Source organism: Chitinophaga sp. Ak27, from assembly GCF_012726295.1.
In the GTDB taxonomy this organism is placed as follows: domain Bacteria; phylum Bacteroidota; class Bacteroidia; order Chitinophagales; family Chitinophagaceae; genus Chitinophaga.
Genome location: NZ_JABAOB010000003.1, coordinates 698,605 through 718,524 on the forward strand (window position 1 = coordinate 698,605; position 19,920 = coordinate 718,524).

Below are 19,920 nucleotides of genomic sequence, written 5' to 3' on the forward strand. Positions count from 1 at the left end.
CACGTTTTACAGCAGGGATACCAGCTCCGAAATACGGTTGGAGATACCTGTTTCATTATCATACCAGGCCACCACTTTAACCGTTTTTCCGAGGCTCTTGGTCAGGGTGCCATCAATGATGGAAGAATGTGTATTGCCAATGATATCGGCAGATACAAATTGTTCTTCTGTATAGGCGAGGATGCCTTTCAGCGAACCGGTGGCATATTGTTTAAACAGTGTATTCAGCTCGTCAACAGATGCTTCCCGGCTCAGATTAACAGTAATATCCACAATAGATCCGTCTATAACAGGCACACGGTAAGAGTATCCATCCATTTTACCTTTCAGGTTGGGCAATACTTCGCCGATGGCTTTGGCGGCGCCGGTAGTAGTGGGAATGATGGAATGTGTGGCAGCCCTGGCCCTGCGCAGATCCCGGTGAGGCGCATCCTGCAGTTGCTGATCGGCCGTAAAAGCATGTACGGTGCTCATAAAGCCGGAAGTAATACCAAATTCTTTATCGAGAATCAGCAGTACCGGCGCAATGCTTCCGGTAGTGCAGGAGGCGGTGGAGTAAATATTATCGTTGCCAATTAATTCGTTGTTAACACCATGCACGATCGTTTTTACACCTCCACTGGCAGGTGCGGTGATCAGTACTTTTTGTGCACCGGCATCAATATGCGCCTGCGCTTTAGCCCTATCGGTAAAACGCCCGGTAGATTCAATCACGACGTCGATACCCAATTTTTTCCAGGGCAGTTGTGCCGGATCTTTTTCATTGAGGAGCGTAATGATTTTACCGTTTACCGTAATCGAACCATTGCCTGCTTCCACGGTGCCAGGGAAATGGCCATGCGCGCTGTCGTATTTAAACAGGTGAGCCAGCGTGGCAGCATCTGTCAGATCGTTGATCGCCACTACTTCTACGGCGGTTTTATGCTGTAAGGCCCGTAAAGTCATCCGGCCAATTCTTCCAAATCCATTGATAGCAACTTTCATGTGTTTCTGTTTTTATTTAGTACAAAAGTAGATAACAACGCTGGTGGCAGCAATGACAAAAAATATACAGTTTCTGCCATTTGAATAATTTCCGCCATATCCCTATTGTGTTTAAAGGAAAAAGATTTCATCTTTAAAGCGTACTAAATGCCTCCACCAATATGAAGCCTATTTTTTTCACGCTGGTAGCCACTTGTTTATTGACCTTTAATGCCGCGTTTGCCCAAACAACGACGGCGCCTGTTAAGACACAGTGGGCGTTCCCACCGTTTGTGAGAGCAGATGCCGTAAACCCCATTATCTCTCCCGATACCAGTACCCGCTTCCTGGACCCCATGAGTAATAAGCCGGTGAGCTGGGAGGGGAATTATACTTTTAATCCCGCTGCAGCGGTGCTAAAGGACAAAGTAGTGGTATTATACCGGGCAGAGGACTTAACCGGCGACCGTATTGGTACCAGGACATCCAGGATAGGTTATGCCGAAAGCGAAGATGGGATCCATTTCCGGCGTGAGCAGCAACCGGTATTATACCCGGGTAACGATGCGCAGCGGTCTTATGAGTGGCCGGGCGGATGTGAAGATCCCCGCGTAGCCGTAACGGAAGATGGCACCTATGTAATGTTGTATACCCAATGGAACCGGCAGGTGCCGCGCCTTGGCGCCGCTACTTCCCGCGATCTGAAAAACTGGCAGAAAACAGGACCTATTTTCGCTAAAGCGCTTGCAGGAAAATTTTTAAACATCCCGAGTAAGTCTGCTTCCATTTTAACAACGTTGAAAAACGGACGGCAGGTCATCAAAAAAATAAACGGCGTATACTGGATGTATTGGGGCGAATACCATGTATATGCGGCCACCTCTGTAAATCTCACTGACTGGACGCCGCTCGTGGACGAAAAAGGGAACCTGCGCGAGCTGGCATCTCCCCGGAAAGGTTATTTTGATAGCGGCCTGACAGAATGCGGGCCACCAGCTATTTATACCGATAAAGGCATAGTGCTGCTGTATAATGGTAAGAATGCAGTCGGTGATAAAGGCGACCGCCGTTATGCTGCCGGCGCCTATTGTGCCGGACAGTTTTTATTTGATAAGCAGGATCCGGCGAGAATGATTACGCGGTTGGATACGCCTTTTTTGTATCCACAACGACCATATGAAAAAAGTGGACAGTATAAAGATGGTACTGTATTTATAGAAGGCATGATATACTTTAAGCACCAATGGTTTTTATATTATGGTTGTGCTGATTCGAGGGTGTCGGTAGCTGTATATGATCCCAAATAGTTTTTTTTCCTTTACTTTGAGCCATTAATATGGCCCACGGTAATGAAATAAAGGAATGGCAACGTCGTATAAGTTTATATGATGATGAGTTGGCCTACAAGGAATTATTTCTTCATTGCTATCCGCCGCTGCTGAAGTTTGCCGTATCTTTCGTGAAAGTAGCAGAGGTAGCTGAAGAAGTAGTATCCGATGTGTTCATTAGTTTGTGGGAGCGCCGGCGCCAGCTGGAAGAAGTAAATAACCTGCAGGTGTACCTGTATGTAAGCGTGAAGAATACTGCCTTAAAGTATCTTTTCAAGCAAAAGAAGCAGGTATCCATTACCATCGATGATTTGTCTGTAGAACTGGCCAGTCCGCATCAGAACCCCGAGCAGCAGCTGCTCACTACAGAGATGATGGAACGTATTACTGCTGCCATTGAAGGGCTGCCGCCCCGGTGTAAGGTTATTTTTAAGCTGATCAGGGAAGATGGATTGAAATATAAAGAGATAGCGGAGATTTTGAATATTTCCGTGAAAACAATAGATAATCAGCTGGCCGTAGCATTAGCCAAGATAGCCAGGGCATTGAATGTACAGCTAAAGAAACCTGTTCGTTAACACCGGTGTCACCCGTACCGGAAATTTTTTTTATTTCCCTTTAGTAGATTTTAAGAAAAACAGGTACCTGTAGAAGAAGTAGCTATCAAAACGTTATGAATCACAAGCGTATCTGGGAACTGATGGGGCGTAAACTGGCCGGGGAAGCATCTGCAGAGGAACTGCAGGAGCTCGACAGCCTGTTGCGTGCCCATCCCGATTTGCATTTTCCGGTGGAAGCCATTGCGGATATCTGGAAAACAGACTCCGGGGCAAATGACCGGGCTGCGGGAGAAGATGCGCACAGGCGGCTGATCAGCCGTATGCAAGAAAAGGGTATTGACATAGGATTATCCTTCGAAGAACAACAAACTGGTATTTTCCAGCTGGAGGCACAGGAAAGGAAGTCGTGGTGGCGATATGCAGCAGCGGCCGTAGTGGCCGGTGGACTGATAACAGCTGCCTGGTGGTGGCGCCCGGTGGGCAAACCAGCCTCGCCACTGGCGCTCAGTGAAGTGGTGACAAAGAATGGTTCGCGTACGGCAGTACATTTGCCTGATGGCTCCCAGGTATGGCTGAATGCCGGCAGTAAACTCACTTATAATAAAGATTTTGGTAACGGCAACCGGGATATCACGCTGACCGGGGAGGCTTTTTTCGAAGTGGCAAAAAATGCAGAGTATCCTTTTGTTATCCATACTACCCGGATGGATGTAAAGGTATTAGGCACCCGTTTTAATGTACGCGCTTACCCGGGCGAAAAAGTGACCGAAGCCGCGCTGATACAGGGAAGTATAGAAGCGTCGCTGCATAACCGGCCCGGTGAGCGGATCATTCTCCGGCCTGCGGAGAAAATAGTCGTTACCGAAGAGAAAATCCAAGAAGAAAACACCAAAAACAATGAACCGGTGATGGAGGTTCGCCACCTCACCTACTACGAGGAAAATACAGATGCCATCGTAGAAACCTCCTGGCTGGAAAATAAGCTCGTTTTCAGAGATGAGTCCTTTATTTCACTGGCCGCCCGTATGGAGCGCTGGTACGGCGTTACTATCCGCTTTAGCGACCCGCAACTCGAACAACTAAGATTTACCGGCGTATTTGCCCAGGAAACGATACAACAAGCCTTAAAAGCTTTACAAATGACCGCTGTATTTAACTACAGCATCCACGGTACTGATATCATTATAAACCAGTAATATTTCCGTTATGAAAAAAAGGAGCAGGTATAACACGTCATGAGCTACTGGTAATAAAAAAGGGAAATGCGTCAACATTTCCCTCTGAAGCATAACAGGAAGCTTCGCCGATCCAAATAGTAGCTGGCTTCCATTTTATTACCTCTGAATCTAAATGTATGAAAAAATCGCTAACAACTGCGAAGCGACCCTCCCATGCCTTCAAAAAAGCACTATTAATTATGAACTGGACCGCCGTACTGCTATTGGCAGGTGTGCTCCAGGTATCTGCCAACGCGAGAGGGCAGGGAACTATTACGCTCCGGCTGAAAGAAGCGGAGATCGCCAAAGTACTTCACAACATTGAGAAACAGGGCGAGTATCGTTTTCTGTACAACAACGCGTTAAAAGATATCCGGAAGAAAGTAGATGTGGATGTGACCAACACCCGCCTGGCCGACCTTATGAGCAATATTCTCGCTAACACCAGCCTGAAGTATAAGGTCATTGAGAATAACCTGGTGGTCATTATGTCGAATTCTCCTGAACTACAGGATATAAAGATCACCGGTAAGGTCACTGATAAGAAAACCAAAACTGCGTTGCCCGGTGTCACCATCAGTATTAAGGGAACTTCCAGGGGTACGGTAACCGGCGCCGATGGTTCCTATAGCCTCACCGTGCCGGAAAATGCCACGCTGATGGTATCTTTCATTGGCTACTCCAACCAGGAAATACCGGTGAACAGTCAATCTGTAGTGAACATAGAAATGGAAGAAGCCATCAGCCAGGTAGAACAGGTGGTAGTAGTAGGTTACGGGGTACAGCGTAAAGTGGATGTTACCGGCGCTATTGGCCAGCTGAAATCAGAAGAAATTAATAAACAACCCATCGCTAACCCCGTGAGTGCGTTACAGGGTAAAGTGCCTGGCGTACAGATCACCAATATCGGGAAACCCGGCGCTGCGCCGGAAATAAAGATCCGCGGCATGGGTACCGTATACGGCAGCAACAGCCCGCTCTATGTAGTAGATGGCGTATGGTACGATGATATCAGCTTCCTGAACCCGGCAGATATCGAAAATATGAGTATCCTGAAAGATGCTTCCAGCGAAGCTATTTACGGGATACGTGCCGCCAATGGCGTAGTACTGATTACTACTAAAAAAGGAAAGTCAGGCAAACCTGCAGTGAACTATAATGGCTACGTAGGCTATCAGAAAGTAACCAACGAAGTAAAGATGGCAAACGCCAATCAATACGCTACCCTGGTGAATGAGTTACAGGACCGGAACAGCAAGCCGCCATTGCTGGACCCTGCACAATTCGGAAAAGGAACCGACTGGTATCACCTGGGATTGCGCAATGCCATGATCACCAACCACCAGGTATCTGTAAGCGGAGGTTCTGAAAAATCAACCTATAATTTCTCCGTAGGATATCTCCGTCAGCAGGGACTGGTGGAAACCAACGACTATACCCGTTTTACGGCCCGCCTGCAAAATGATATCCAGGTATTTGAGCCACTGAAAATCGGTTATAGCGTCACCGCTGCTGCCAGCAAATCTAACGATGTGCCGGACTTTATCTGGCGTCAGCTGTACGCAGCTGCTCCCGTAGTACCGGTACGTTATGCAGACGGAAGTTATGGCGATCCTAACGATTTTAACCTGGGAGAAGGCGCTAACTTCAACCCCCAGGCTACACTCGACTTTTTCAACCAGTTCACTAAAAAGCAAACCGTTACCGGTAACGTATATGCCGACCTGCGGTTTGCCAAACATTTTGTATTCCATTCCAGCCTGGGTGGAGAGTATGGCGAAAACCTGATGCGTAACTATGTACCAGTATTTGCGGCTACTCTTGCACAACGCGCTACCAACAGTAAACTCACCCGTGAAAATACGGATACCCGTAACTGGATTGTGGAGAACACGTTGACCTATGAAAATAAATTTAATGAACATAGCGTACGTGTGATGGTAGGTCAAGGCGCTCAAAGCAACCAAACCTATAAATTGACCGCACTGGCGCCTGATGTGCCCAACAACAGTGAAGGCGACATGTACCTGAAACTTGGTAGCACCAATGGTCGTGAAGTAAGAGATGAAGGTACGTTATACACGGTGGCTTCGTATTTCGGAAGGATCAACTACTCGTTTAAAAACAGGTACCTGTTGAATGCTTCCCTTCGTTCCGATGGATCTTCCAAGTTCTTTGGCGATCATCGATGGGGATATTTCCCTTCTGTGGGAATAGGCTGGATAGTAACAGAAGAAAGCTTCATGAAACACCAACACTTTTTCGATAACCTCAAAATCCGCGGTAGCTGGGGTAAAGTGGGTAATGCTACCATCCCTTCCGATGTATCGGTATTGCGGGTAGCACAGGATCCTTATTTAACAGCGATCTTCGGCGGTATTGTTAACACCGGCGCCAGCGTGAATTCCGTGGTACCGCCCACTACTTACTGGGAAAGAGGTGTTGGTACGGATGTAGGCCTGGAGGCCAGTATGCTGGACAACCGCTTGTATATAGAAGCGGGCTATTATAACCGGAGAACAGAAGCCGCCATTTTCGAGATCCGGATTCCCGGCTCTGTGGGAACCAATTCCGGCGGTATCATCGCCAACCAGGCCGACTTGCTGAACCGTGGCGTAGAAATAGCCGCAAGCTGGAAAAGCAAGATAGGTAAAGACTTTACCTGGTCCGTTGGCGGAAATGTAGGGTATAATCAGAACAAAGTAGAGAATGTAATTTCCGGTAACAATCCTATTTATGGCGGCGGCGGTGGCCTCACCAGTGGCGCGCTTAGCACCCGTACTATGAATGGCCGTCCTATTGGTGAATTTATAGGGTACCTGGTAGATGGTATTTTCCAGACAGATGCGGAAGCGGCAGCCTCCGCACAGCCCAAAGCCCGTGCAGGCGATTTCAAATACCGGGATGTGAGCGGACCGAAAGGTATTCCTGATGGCGTAATTGATGCCAACGACCGGGTACCGCTGGGTAATCCCAATCCCCGTTACACATACGGTATCAATACCTTCTTTTCCTGGAAGCAATTTGATCTGACGCTCGACTTCCAGGGCGTGGCCGGAATGGAAGTATACAATGCCAATCTCGGCGCCCGTTACGGTAATGAAAACTTTACCAAGGATTTCTATGATCACCGCTGGCATGGAGAAGGTACTTCCAATACCTATCCTTCTGCTTTCATCGGTGGCCGCGATAACTATTTACCCAATTCTTTCTTCGTAGAAAATGGCAGCTACTTCAGGATACGGAATATACAACTGGGATATAATTTCCCGGCAGCGATGGCAAACAGGTGGGGAATGAAAAACCTGCGTGTATATGCCAATGCACAAAATGCCTTCAACTTCTTCCGCTATAGGGGCTTTACCCCTGAAATTGGCGGTAAGCCCAAGGAAGCAGGTGTGGATAACAATGTATACCCGCTGTATGCCACCTACAATTTTGGTGTAAATGTTACTTTCTGATCTAAAGCAGCTTTTTTATGAAACGATTAATTCAATTTTATATACAGCGTATGTCTGTTAGCGTTATATTGACTGCACCCTTCCTCCTGGCAGGTTGCAGCAAGTCATTCCTGGATGTACCGCCACAAGGCCAACAGCCTAACGAACAGTTCTGGAAAAATGAAGCCGATGCTACCAAAGCGGTGAATGCCATTTATGCCAACCTCCGGGAATGGAAGCAGGTAGCCTTTGCCGCCATTGCCATTGAGAGCCTGGGCTCCGATGATACAGAGAAGGGAAGTAATACGGCAGATGCCAGCTTCCTGAATAAGTACGACGACTTTTCGGTTACCGCTACCGAAGGACAAATACTGGATTTCTGGAAAGGACAATACCAGGAAATCAACTTCTGTAACCAGGTGCTCGATCATGTGCCAGCCATTACGATGGATGAAGCCTTGAAAGCACGTTACCTGGCGGAGGCAAAATTTGTACGCGCTTACGCCTATTTCCGGCTGGTACGCGCTTACGGCGATGTGCCTCTGCGCCTCAAAGTGCCCACAGAAGCCAGTGAATACAACATGGCCAGAACGCCCAAAGCACAGGTATGGGCCGCTATTGAAAAAGACCTGACAGAAGCTGCCGCTGTATTGCCACCTAACTATCCGGCTGCCGACAAAGGCCGCGCTACCAAAGGCGCTGCCTTAGCGTTGCATGCCAAGGTGGCTATGTACCAACAGAAATGGGCGGATGTGCTCAACTACACCAACCAGGTAATGGCACTGGGATATACGCTCTTTCCTAACTACGAGCAAATGTTCCGTATTCCCAATGAAAATTCCTCAGAGTCTGTATTTGAAATCCAATGCCAGCTTATCCTGGATAGCAAAGATGCTTCTAACTCCCAATACTCCCAGGTACAGGGCGTAAAAGGAGTAGTAGGTGGCGGATGGGGCTTTAACGTACCTACCGCCGACCTGGTAAGCGAGTACGAACCCGGTGATCCCCGTAAAGATGGCACTATCATTTTCAGGGGAGAAACAACTCCCGAAGGAGATGTGATCCCGGTAGGTGGCGACAATCCGATGTTTAACCAGAAATCGTATGTGCCTTTCCGTTTGTTTGTAACCGGCTACAACGAAGGCGCCGACCAGAACGTTAGGGTAATGCGCTATGCAGAAGTATTGCTGATGAATGCAGAAGCAGCCAATGAAACCGGCAACAACGCGCAGGCGCTTCAATCACTGAATGCGGTGAGAGCACGCGCCCGCCAGGGCAACCCGGCTATTCTCCCGGATGTTACGGCTACTGATAAAGAAACCGTACGCAAAGCTATCTGGCATGAAAGAAGGGTGGAACTGGCCATGGAAAATGACCGTTATTTCGACGTGATCCGCCAGGGCAGAGCTGCCGCTGTATTTGGTCCTAAAGGATTTAAAACAGGCAAAAACGAAGTATGGCCGGTACCGCAGGATGAAATAGACATCAGCGCCGGCACCCTCGTACAAAACCCTGGATACTAATTTCAAATACTACGATCATGCAATTCAGATATTCATCATATGCAATACTGGCAGCAGCCGTACTCTTATTGTCGGCCTGCTATAAAAAATTTGATGCCGGCAGTTATGCGCCTGCATTATCTATCGACGGATACTCCAGCACCAGCGAAATTGCCCCCGGCAGCCTGGTGGCCTACTGGGGATTTAATGGCAACCTAGTAGACAGTATCTCTAAAACCGCCTGCGACAACAGCGGTACCGGCTTCGCACAAGGCATCAAAGGCGGCGCCCTCAAAGGGGCCGACAAATCATATGCACTGTTTTCTCCCGGTAGCAGCATTACCGGCCTTAAAGCATTTACCCTCACCATGTGGGTAAATGCCCCGCAGAATACCGATGGGATGGTGGGACTGGTGAGCTTGAGTAATACCAAGTCTTTCTGGGGTAACATAGATATCTTCTTTGAAAATGGCAGCACCGATTCCAAGGCCATTTTGAAAGCGCATGTCACCGGTCAGCATGGCGATGGCTGGCTGGGCAACTATGAGGTGATGAACATCTGGAAAATATGGACCAATATCGCTGTGTCATATAACGGCGTAGACACCTTCCGGGTATATGTAAACGGCCAGAAGATTGATACCAAGGTGAACAGCGGATTTGGCCAGCTGGCATTTGCCAACACCGGTAAAATGGTGTTTGGTACCTCACAGTTCCAAACGGTACCCAGTCTTACTTCAGCCGCTGATGCGCAGTCCTGGGCCAGTTACCTTACCGGTGCTTTAGATGAGGTAAGGATCTATAATAAAGCATTGAGTGATAAGGAAGTGGGCGCCCTGGTAAAACTGGAAGGCCGGGGGAAATAATACCGCTATTTATGACAGGATTGTCTCGTATCATATATAGTGCTTTACTGCTATTGGCAGTGGGTTGTGGTAAAAGCGGGGGCGACAAACCGTCGCCTCCGCCCGTAACCCCCGTCCCATTAAACTTTGCCTCCTTGAGTGTGGACGGCAAGGCCGATGGATTTTCGTATATGGGTACCGGTACGCGCCCTGTTATCCGGATTTCCTTCAGCGATGCGGTGCAGCGTAGTGCGGCCGCTGCGGCTTGTTCCTTCAGCGGAAATGGAGCTAACATACCTTTTAATATTTCGTGGGAGCATGGAGATAGTACGCTGGTGCTACAGCCTGCTGCTGCATTGGCTAATCTTACCGCATATACGATTACGGCCAGCACTTCCCTGCAATCGGTCCGGCAGTCGAAGTTATTATCGGCGGTCACCCTATCAGTTTTTACCGGGATAGATACCACCGATAAATTTCCTCGTATTACCGACGAGGCCCTGCTAACTCTAGTACAGCGGCAAACCTTTAAATATTTCTGGGATTTTGGACACCCGGTGAGTGGAATGGCCCGGGAAAGGAATACCAGTGGAGAGACGGTAACTTCCGGTGGTTCCGGCTTCGGCATCATGGCCATGGTAGTAGCTGTAGAGCGGGGCTTTGTTGCACGTACAGATGCCGTGCATCGCCTGCAACAAATGACCACCTTCCTGCTCACGAAAGCGGCCCGCTTCCACGGCGCTTACCCGCATTGGCTCAATGGCAGCACCGGCGCCGTAGTGCCCTTCAGTACCAAAGATGATGGCGCCGACCTGGTTGAAACAGCTTACCTGGTACAGGGCCTGCTTGCTGCAAGGCAGTATTTTAATAAAGCTGATATAACAGAAACGCAGCTACGAAACGATATCAATACCATTTGTAATGGGGTAGAGTGGAACTGGTTCCGCAAAGGCGGCGAACAAACCTTGTATTGGCACTGGAGCAGCAACTACCAATGGGATATGAACATGCCTGTCAAAGGCTGGAACGAATGCCTGATCACCTATGTGCTGGCCGCATCTTCGCCCGACCCCATTCCCCGGAGTGTATATGACAATGGCTGGGCCGGGAATGGTACGATGCGTAATAATCAATCTTACGAAGGTATTCCTTTGCCATTGGGCCCGGCTTATGGCGGTCCCCTGTTTTTTTCGCACTACTCTTTCCTGGGCATTAATCCGCGCGGACTGAAAGATGCGTATGCCGATTACGAGCAACAGGTAACTAATCATACCCGCATCAACTATGCATATTGTGTGGCTAACCGCGACCGGCACTACGGCTATGGAGCAGATTGCTGGGGGCTTACCGCCAGCGATGTGCCCAACGGGTATAATGCCAGCTCACCTACAAATGACATGGGGATAATTGCACCCACGGCAGCGTTGTCGTCCTTTCCTTATACGCCTGAAGCATCTATGCAGGCGTTGAAATTCTTTTATTATAAGCTGGGAGATAAACTTTGGAAGGCGTATGGATTTACTGATGCTTTCTCGCTGCAACATAATTGGTTTGCGGACTCTTTCCTGGCTATCGACCAGGGACCCATTATTGTGATGATAGAGAATTATCGCACGGGATTATTGTGGAACCTTTTTATGAGCTGCCCGGAAGTAAAAACGGGTATGCAACGCTTGGGTTTCACCAGTCCACATCTTTAAAAAAATAAATAATGAAATATATTATCCTGATGGGCTTTTGCCTGCTCTTGTCGTCTATGCCTGCCAATGCGCAGCAGAAAGTGAAACTTTCCGATGAGCAGCTATTAGACCTGGTGCAGCAACAAACCTTCCGTTACTTCTGGGATTTTGCACACCCGGTGTCAGGCCTAGCACGTGAACGCAGTAATCAGGCTGATTATGGCGATGAGGTAGTTACTACCGGAGGCACCGGATTTGGTGTGATGGCCATTATTGTGGCCACGGAGCATAAATGGATTACCCGGACGGCTGCAGCAGAGCGGTTGCTGAAAATGATCAACTTCTTACGGAAAGCCGACAGCTATCATGGTGTTTTTCCACATTGGATGAACGGCAATACCGGTAAAACAATTCCCTTCAGCCGCAAAGATGATGGGGCTGACTTGGTAGAAACGTCTTTCCTGCTTCAGGGCCTGCTATGTGCCCGGCAGTATTTTGATGCCGGCAACCCTGTGGAAACGGAGCTGCGTGATAAAATCAACGCCACCTGGCAGGAAACAGAATGGAATTGGTTTACACAGGGTGGGCAGAATGTACTGTACTGGCATTGGAGCCCCAATAATGGCTGGAGCATGAACCATGAAATCAAGGGTTGGAACGAATGCCTGATCACTTATGTGCTGGCGGCTTCCGCTCCCCGTTATGCCATTAGCCCAGACGTATATCACCACGGTTGGGTGAATAATATTTACTTCCGGAACGATCGCGAATTTTATGGCATCAAGTTGCCGCTGGGGCTTGATTACGGCGGTCCCCTCTTTTTCTCGCAATATTCTTTCCTCGGGCTCGATCCGCGTGGACTGAAAGACCGCTATGCCAATTACTGGGAACAAAACCTGCGTCATACCCTGATTAACCGGGAGCACTGTATTCGCAATCCTAAGGGATTTAAGGGATACGGCGCCGACTGTTGGGGACTGACCGCCAGCGATACTTATGACGGGTATAATGCGCATTCGCCGGAAAATGACTGGGGTACTATTTCCCCTACCGCTGCTTTGTCGGCATTCCCTTATACGCCGGAATATTCTATGCAGGCGCTGAAACATTTTTATTATACCCTGGGAGATAAGATCTGGAGCCAGTACGGTTTTACAGACGCATTCAATGAAACGAAGCAATGGTATGCTACCTCCCACCTGGCGATTGACCAGGGGCCTATTATTGTAATGATAGAAAACTACCGCAGCGGCCTGCTCTGGAAGTTGTTTATGGGTTGCCCGGAAATTAAACAGGGGCTGAGTAAATTAGGTTTTGAAACGGCGGCGGCCATCAAAAAGTGACGACTATGAAAGGATGTTTGTATATCGTTTTGGTGTGGATGAGCATAGGATTAGGTGTTGCTAACGTAAACGCACAAACGACTTATTGTAACCCGGTAAATATTGATTATGGTTATTGTCCTATTCCCAACTTCACCACCTGGGGAAAGCACCGGGCTACTGCCGATCCGGTGATCGTGAATTATAAAGGCGACTACTATCTTTTTTCCACTAACCAATGGGGATATTGGTGGAGCGCCGATTTGCTGGACTGGCATTTTGTATCCCGGAAATTTTTGAAGTCGTACCACCATGTGTATGACGAGTTGTGTGCGCCGGCAGTATGGGTAATGGGTGATACCTTGCTGGTATTCGGGTCTACCTATACCAGCGATTTCCCTATCTGGATGAGCACCAATCCCAAAGGCAATGAATGGAAGGAAGCTATTGATTCGCTACAGATAGGCGGCTGGGACCCCGACTTTTTTGCCGACGACGACGGGCGGTTGTACATGTACAACGGCAGCAGCAACCGTTATCCATTGTATGGGGTGGAGATGGACCGGACTACCTTCCAACCGAAGGGCACGCGGAAGGAAATGTACCTGCTGGAGCCCGACAAGTATGGCTGGCAGCGGTTTGGTGAGTACCAGGATAATACCTTCCTCGATCCTTTTATTGAAGGAGCGTGGATGACCAAACATCATGATAAATATTACCTGCAATATGGTGCTCCGGGAACGGAATTCAGCGGATATGCCGATGGCGTGGTGGTGAGCGATCACCCATTGGGACCTTTCACTCCGCAAGCCCATAATCCTGTTTCATATAAACCGGGAGGATATGCCCGGGGAGCAGGTCATGGCAGTACTTTCCAGGATAATAAAGGATATTGGTGGCATGTATCTACCATGGTTATTGCGGTAAAAAACAGCTTTGAACGGCGTATAGGCTATTGGCCGGCAGGTTTTGACAAAGATGATGTCATGTATTGTAATACGGTGTTTGGCGATTATCCTCATTATGTTTCCCGCGGTTCACGGGAGGCGGCCGACAGTGCCGACTTTAATAACGCGGGGTTTACCGGCTGGATGCTGTTGAATTACAATAAACCAGTGGCCGTTTCTTCTTTACTGGGCGGCTATTTTCCGAATAATGCTGTAGACGAAAATATTAAAACTTACTGGAGCGCCGCTACCGGCAACAAGGGTGAATGGATACAGACGGACCTGGGTACTATCAGCCGGGTAAATGCGGTACAGGTGAACTACGCCGACCAGGACGCTCCTTTTATGGGTAAGCAAACAGATATCTATCACCAGTACATACTCTGGTATTCTACAGATGGTAACCATTGGAAAGTGTTGGCAGACAAGAGCCGGCAAAAGAAAGATGTGCCGCACGACTATGTTGAATTATCACAGCCGGTGCAGGCCCGTTATATAAAAATGGAAAATATACATATGCCTGGTGGAAAGTTTGCATTAAGTGGACTCCGGGTATTTGGCCATGGCAATGGCGCCCTGCCGGATACGGTAAAGGATTTCGTGGTGCTTCGCACGGAGAAGGATAAACGAAGTGCGTGGATTAAATGGTCGCCGGTAGACAATGCCTATGCCTATAATATTTACACCGGTATTGCCCCGGATAAGCTATATAGCTGCATCATGGTACACAGTAACAATGATTATTATTACAAGGGAATGGATAAAGACCGGCCTTATTATTTCTGTATAGAAGCCATTAATGAGAACGGCGTATCTGCCCGCACGGCGGTAATGAAAGTAGATTGATCACTAACTGATTTTATATGAAAAGAATATTTTTTTCTTTTGCTTTACTGTTATCCTGCGCTTACCTGCGCGTAACAGCACAAAAGAAGGCATTGCCGGAAGAGGCCAGGATGCATGTCTTTATCACGGCGTTGATGGATAAAATGACGCTGACAGAAAAGATAGGCCAGTTAAACTTATTAACCCCCGGCGGCGGCGTAGCTACCGGCGCGGTGGTGAGCACCGATGTGGAAGCGAAGATCAGCAGTGGTAAGGTAGGTGGTTTATTTGGTGTAATTGGTGTGGATAAGATCCGCCAGGCGCAGGAGCTGGCGGTAACCCATAGCCGGCTTAAAATTCCGCTGTTATTCGGATCTGATGTGATCCATGGATATAAAACGGCCTTTCCCATTCCGCTGGGATTGTCTTGCAGCTGGGATATGGGGCTGATAACGCGCAGTGCCAGGCTGGCGGCGCGGGAGTCGGCAGCAGATGGCCTTAGCTGGGTTTTTTCGCCGATGGTCGACATTGCGCGAGACCCACGTTGGGGGCGGGTAGCAGAAGGTTCGGGAGAAGATACCTACCTGGGCGCTAAGATCGCCGCAGCCATGGTAAAGGGATACCAGGGAAATCATTTGGGAGATGGCAATAGCGTAATGGCCTGTGTGAAGCACTTTGCGTTGTATGGCGCCGTAGAAGCGGGGCGCGACTATAACACCACCGATATGAGCCGCATCAAAATGTATGAATATTACCTGCCTCCCTATAAAGCAGCTGTGGATGCTGGCGCCGGCAGTGTAATGACTTCCTTCAATGAAATAGACGGCATTCCGGCCAGCGCCAATAAATGGTTGTTGACAGACCTGCTCAGGAAGCAATGGGGTTTCAAAGGGATGGTGGTAACTGACTACACTTCCATCAATGAAATGATAGATCATGGCCTGGGCGATTTGGCAACGGTATCCGCATTAGCGCTCAAAGCAGGTGTAGACATGGACATGGTAGGAGAAGGTTTTCTTACCACCCTGGAACAATCGCTGAGAACGCACCGGGTAGTTATGGCTGATATCGATGTTGCCTGTCGCCGGATATTAGAAGCTAAGTATAAGCTGGGATTATTTGAGGATCCCTACCGGTATTGTAATAAAGCCGCGGCGGCGGCCGAAATCCGTAGCAGGGAGCAGCTAGAGGCGGCCCGGGAGTTTGGTGCACGTGCCTGTGTGTTGCTGAAAAATGAAAAGCAAGTATTACCACTGAAGAAAACAGGTACCATTGCGTTGATTGGCCCGCTGGCCAATAACAAAAATAATATGCTGGGTACCTGGGCTGTCAATGGCGATCCGCAGTTGTCGGTGCCGGTGCTGGCAGGAATGAAACAGGCTGCAGGCGGCACGGTGAATATATTATACGCCAAGGGCGCTAATATCAGCGATGATACCAGTTTTGCAAAGAAAGTAAACGTATTTGGCGAGAGGATCGATATCGACAGCCGGCCGGCAGCCGACATGTTGTCAGAAGCGGTGAATACGGCGGCCAAAGCAGATGTGGTGGTAGCGGTAGTAGGAGAAGCGTCGGAAATGAGCGGCGAAGCCGCCAGCAGGTCTGATATCGGTATTCCGGACAGTCAGCGTAAGTTAATACAGGCGCTGGCCCAAACAGGCAAGCCATTGGTATTGGTGGTAATGAGTGGTCGCCCGCTCACCCTAAATATGGAAAACGAAGTGGCTACTGCCATGCTGCAGGCATGGTTCCCGGGGCAGGAAGCGGGCAATGCGATCGCAGATGTGCTTTTCGGCGCCTACAATCCGTCGGGTAAACTAACCATGAGTTTTCCCCGCAATGTTGGGCAGATCCCTATTTATTACAATCACAAAAATACGGGTCGCCCTCAACCGGATGGGCCGACGCAGAAGTTTCGCTCCAACTATCTGGATGTAGCAAACGATCCGCTGTTCCCCTTTGGTTATGGCCTGAGCTATACCACCTTTACATATGACCATCTTACGCTCAGCGCTTCCCGCATGAGCGGCCAGCAATCTATCGATGTGGCTTTCACGCTGACCAATACGGGCACCTATGCAGGAGAAGAAGTGGTGCAGTTGTACCTGAGAGACCCGGTAGCTTCGGTAACGCGGCCGGTAAAAGAGTTGAAGGATTTTCAAAAGGTAATGTTGCAACCTGGCGAAAGTAAGCAACTGCATTTTACGATCGACAAAGAGAAGCTATCTTTTTTCAACAGCCAGTTGCAATGGGTAGCGGAGCCCGGGAGCTTTGATGTGATGATTGGAGCGTCGTCTGCGGACATACGGTTAAAGGCGAAGCTGGAATTGCAGTAACTTCATACAGTATAAAGATCCCGGCTATCCTTTCGGATAGCCGGGATCTTTATTTACAGTAACTCCGTCAACTGGGCTGCCGCATAATTCACTGATTTCAATGTTTTATTGTCGGAAGTCCGGTATACCAGGTACAGCTCTTCTACTTTTTTGTAATAACACTCGGTATTTTCTGTGTTGTTGTAATGGGCAATTGTTTTTTCTGCTTCTTCCTGCGACTTACAGGCTTTGCTCATATTAGACCGGTGTACTTCATTGAAAAGCGCATTAAATTTTTCGCCCAGGCCAAATTCCAGGATGGCGCCCGATAATACGTACTGCAGGTCACAGAGCGCATCCGCTACCTCGGTGATATTATTGGCGGCAATAGCAGCTTTCAATTCATTCAGCTCTTCCTGGAGCAGGGATACCCGCAACTCACATCTTTGCTGACTGGGAATAACGGGCGATTTTTCAATGGGGTGTTTGAAAGTGGAGTGAAACTCCGCCACACTATTTAATGCCTTTACATCTTCCATGGTTGAATCAGATTTAATAGCCCCGAAAATACGCATTGTTTTGAAAATGACCGATGCCGCTTTTAAGCACCTTTTTTATTTATTTTCGGATATTTGATACCGATAAAACGATAGCAGTGACAGCAGAAGCCCAATATTTAGCAGCATTTAAAGAAAAGATCCTCAGCTATTATCCCGTTTCAGCCGAAGGCTTTCAGCTGCTGAAAGATATTGTGAGCTTTCACCAGCTGGAGAAAGGAGGGATCCTGTTAAACATTGGGCAGGTATCCAGGCATCTTCATTTTGTTTGTAAAGGCGCCGTAATCGCTTATTTTACCGGCAGCGACGGTAATACCTATAATAAAAATATATTTTTAGAAAGCCAGTTTGCGGGATCCACTGTGTCCGCGCTTTTGAGAATTCCGTCGGAATTTACCCTGCAAGCCATTGAAGAAACTATCCTGATCAGGATGGATTATAGCGCATACAAAGCGTTGATTTACGGGCACGACGAACTGAAAGATTTTTATATCGCCTACCTCGAAAAAAACTGGATCATTGACAAAGAGCGAAGGGAAATTTCCCTGGTGATGGAAAACGCCAGCACCCGGTACCAGCGGCTGCTGGCCGAATACCCGAACATAGAGAAGCGTATTCCACTACAGCACATCGCTTCTCACCTGGGGGTAACTCCCACCCAGCTAAGCCGGATCCGTAAAGAGTTGAAGGAAAAATAACCGAATCAACATATGTAAAGCGTATTGCAGCAATTTGGTGGTAATTTTGCCAGATGAACCAGCATTTTGTTTCCCTCGTAACGGAAAAAAATATACACAACTTAACTTCTTTGTGGACCCTGGCCGGAAATGCGGCAAGGCAGTACTTTCAACAGGCCGGTTTTAATTATTGCCTGGTGCCTGGATCGGAGTGGCCAAACAGGATTTGGCTGAACAACCCTGCAGATACTGACACCATAAGAACAATAGCGGATGTGATTAAAAACGCGCCAGTACCTTTAACAGTCAGCTATTGGGGTCATACACAGCAAAACTTGCATCCTGTTTTTGAACAGCTGGGATTTTCCATAAAATCGGAACAAACCGGGATGTCGTTGAAGCTGGAGAAAGCTTATGAACAATTAAACCGGTTGAACTTGGTACGGGTAACTACTCCTGAGCAGGCGGCTGCATGGGACGCACTGTATCCGCTGAGCTTTGGATACCGCATTGCCGCCGACATATTGAACAAAACCAGGGAAGAGGTACAGTATTATCTGGTTTATCACCAGCAGGAAGCTATGGGCACCGCTATCGTACATGAAACCGGCAACCTGGTGGGCATACATGGAGTGGGCATTGTTCCGGCATACAGGAAGCAGGGATTTGCAGAAGAAGTGATGGCGATGTTACTGAATAGTGCGCTTGCACAACAAAAGGAGATGGCTACCTTGCAGTCGTCTGCCATGGGAAAAAATATTTATCTGAAGCTGGGATTTGCCGAGGATTTTAAAATGACGAATTACCAACTAAAATAGCATGATATGGAACTTAGAAAAGAAGATATCAAACCTGCTGTTTTTGAACTATACAACGATTATGCACACAACCGCCTCAGCAAGGAGGAATTCACCGCACAATTATCTGCCTATGCGGTGAATGGATGGACCGTGGCGTCCCTGCTCGCCTTCCTGATGCCGGATTACCAGGGCGGGATACAGGTGCGGGCCGATGATCCCCGCATCGTTACGAAGTATATCAGTTATTCTTCTCCTAAAGGCGGAGGTACTATAAAAGCCTTGTTGTGTATACCTGCCGGACATCAATTGCCTTTGCCGGGTATTGTGGTGGTGCACGAAAACAGGGGATTGAATCCGCATATTGAAGATGTGGCCAGGCGTACTGCTTTGGCCGGATTTGTAAGCCTGGCGCCGGATGCGCTTAGCCCGCTCGGCGGCTATCCCGGCAACGATGATGCCGGACGGGAACTACACAGCAAAAGAAATCCACCCGAAATGCTGGAAGACTTCATTGCCGGGTTTGAATATCTGCGCCATAGTGAATATTGTAACGGAAAAGTGGGTGTAGTAGGCTTTTGTTTTGGCGGTTGGATTGCCAACATGATGGCAGCCCGGATACCTGGCTTGCTGGCGGCTGTTCCTTTTTACGGAAGACAGGCGCCACTGGAAGAAGTGTCGCATATACAGGCCGCCCTTCAATTGCACTATGCAGCAACAGATGCCCACATTAATAATGGATGGGAAGCATATGAGCAGGCTTTGAAACAGCACCACAAAACATATGTGGCATATCACTATCCCGGAACGCATCATGGTTTTCATAACGATACCACTCCCCGCTATGATAATGCTGCGGCAGAATTAGCCTGGAAGCGTACCATTGATTTCTTTAAAGAGAAATTAGGTAAGTAAGGGTGCCATGTATGCCCGGGATAAGGGTACG

15 protein-coding genes are annotated in these 19,920 nt (G+C 48.5%); 13 read left to right on the forward strand and 2 right to left on the reverse strand.

What is annotated here, in order from left to right; translation table 11 throughout:
- Positions 1-6: 6 nt before the first annotated feature.
- Positions 7-984 (reverse strand): type I glyceraldehyde-3-phosphate dehydrogenase, encoded by a 978-nt coding sequence (gap, locus tag HGH90_RS14215; protein ID WP_169191364.1) that lies wholly within the window; start codon positions 982-984, stop codon positions 7-9.
- A gap of 161 nt (positions 985-1,145) precedes the next feature.
- Between gap and HGH90_RS14220 the strand changes: the two genes are divergently transcribed.
- The 10 genes from HGH90_RS14220 to bglX all read left to right on the forward strand — a co-directional run bounded on the left by HGH90_RS14220 (position 1,146) and on the right by bglX (position 16,964).
- Positions 1,146-2,270: a glycoside hydrolase family 130 protein gene (locus tag HGH90_RS14220; protein WP_168762065.1), complete on the forward strand. Its 1,125-nt coding sequence runs from the start codon at positions 1,146-1,148 to the stop codon at positions 2,268-2,270.
- Between the two features lie 29 nt (positions 2,271-2,299).
- Positions 2,300-2,869 (forward strand): RNA polymerase sigma-70 factor, encoded by a 570-nt coding sequence (locus HGH90_RS14225; RefSeq protein WP_145675166.1) that lies wholly within the window; start codon positions 2,300-2,302, stop codon positions 2,867-2,869.
- Between the two features lie 95 nt (positions 2,870-2,964).
- On the forward strand, positions 2,965-4,047 hold the full coding sequence (locus HGH90_RS14230; protein ID WP_169191365.1) for a FecR family protein: 1,083 nt from the start codon (positions 2,965-2,967) through the stop codon (positions 4,045-4,047).
- A 158-nt stretch (positions 4,048-4,205) separates the two neighbouring features.
- Positions 4,206-7,529 carry a TonB-dependent receptor gene (locus HGH90_RS14235; RefSeq protein ID WP_211092843.1) on the forward strand — a complete coding sequence of 1,108 codons (3,324 nt, stop codon included), beginning with the start codon at positions 4,206-4,208 and terminating at the stop codon, positions 7,527-7,529.
- 17 nt (positions 7,530-7,546) lie between these two features.
- Positions 7,547-9,031 (forward strand): RagB/SusD family nutrient uptake outer membrane protein, encoded by a 1,485-nt coding sequence (locus HGH90_RS14240; protein WP_169191366.1) that lies wholly within the window; start codon positions 7,547-7,549, stop codon positions 9,029-9,031.
- A gap of 17 nt (positions 9,032-9,048) precedes the next feature.
- A complete protein-coding gene (locus HGH90_RS14245; RefSeq protein ID WP_168762068.1) occupies positions 9,049-9,876 on the forward strand; it encodes a LamG domain-containing protein in 828 nt (275 codons plus the stop codon).
- Between the two features lie 11 nt (positions 9,877-9,887).
- The gene (locus HGH90_RS14250; protein ID WP_169191367.1) at positions 9,888-11,555 is read left to right on the forward strand and encodes a glucoamylase family protein; all 1,668 of its coding nucleotides are present in this window, start codon (positions 9,888-9,890) and stop codon (positions 11,553-11,555) included.
- Between the two features lie 11 nt (positions 11,556-11,566).
- Positions 11,567-12,877: a glucoamylase family protein gene (locus tag HGH90_RS14255; protein ID WP_168762070.1), complete on the forward strand. Its 1,311-nt coding sequence runs from the start codon at positions 11,567-11,569 to the stop codon at positions 12,875-12,877.
- A 5-nt stretch (positions 12,878-12,882) separates the two neighbouring features.
- Positions 12,883-14,649, forward strand: a complete 1,767-nt coding sequence (locus HGH90_RS14260) for a family 43 glycosylhydrolase (protein ID WP_169191368.1) — start codon at positions 12,883-12,885, stop codon at positions 14,647-14,649.
- A gap of 17 nt (positions 14,650-14,666) precedes the next feature.
- Positions 14,667-16,964 (forward strand): beta-glucosidase BglX, encoded by a 2,298-nt coding sequence (bglX, locus tag HGH90_RS14265; protein WP_168762072.1) that lies wholly within the window; start codon positions 14,667-14,669, stop codon positions 16,962-16,964.
- 53 nt (positions 16,965-17,017) lie between these two features.
- Here bglX and HGH90_RS14270 read toward each other — a convergent pair whose 3' ends face one another.
- Positions 17,018-17,482, reverse strand: a complete 465-nt coding sequence (locus HGH90_RS14270; RefSeq protein WP_168762073.1) for a nucleoside triphosphate pyrophosphohydrolase family protein — start codon at positions 17,480-17,482, stop codon at positions 17,018-17,020.
- 116 nt (positions 17,483-17,598) lie between these two features.
- Between HGH90_RS14270 and HGH90_RS14275 the strand changes: the two genes are divergently transcribed.
- Genes HGH90_RS14275 through HGH90_RS14285 form a run of 3 tightly spaced genes read left to right on the forward strand, consistent with a single transcriptional unit; the run spans position 17,599 to position 19,889 of the window.
- On the forward strand, positions 17,599-18,198 hold the full coding sequence (locus tag HGH90_RS14275; protein WP_317166146.1) for a Crp/Fnr family transcriptional regulator: 600 nt from the start codon (positions 17,599-17,601) through the stop codon (positions 18,196-18,198).
- Positions 18,199-18,251: 53 nt separating this feature from the next.
- Positions 18,252-18,995, forward strand: coding sequence for a GNAT family N-acetyltransferase (locus HGH90_RS14280; protein ID WP_169191370.1), 744 nt, complete (start codon positions 18,252-18,254; stop codon positions 18,993-18,995).
- A 6-nt stretch (positions 18,996-19,001) separates the two neighbouring features.
- The gene (locus HGH90_RS14285) at positions 19,002-19,889 is read left to right on the forward strand and encodes a dienelactone hydrolase family protein (protein ID WP_168762076.1); all 888 of its coding nucleotides are present in this window, start codon (positions 19,002-19,004) and stop codon (positions 19,887-19,889) included.
- Positions 19,890-19,920: the final 31 nt, after the last annotated feature.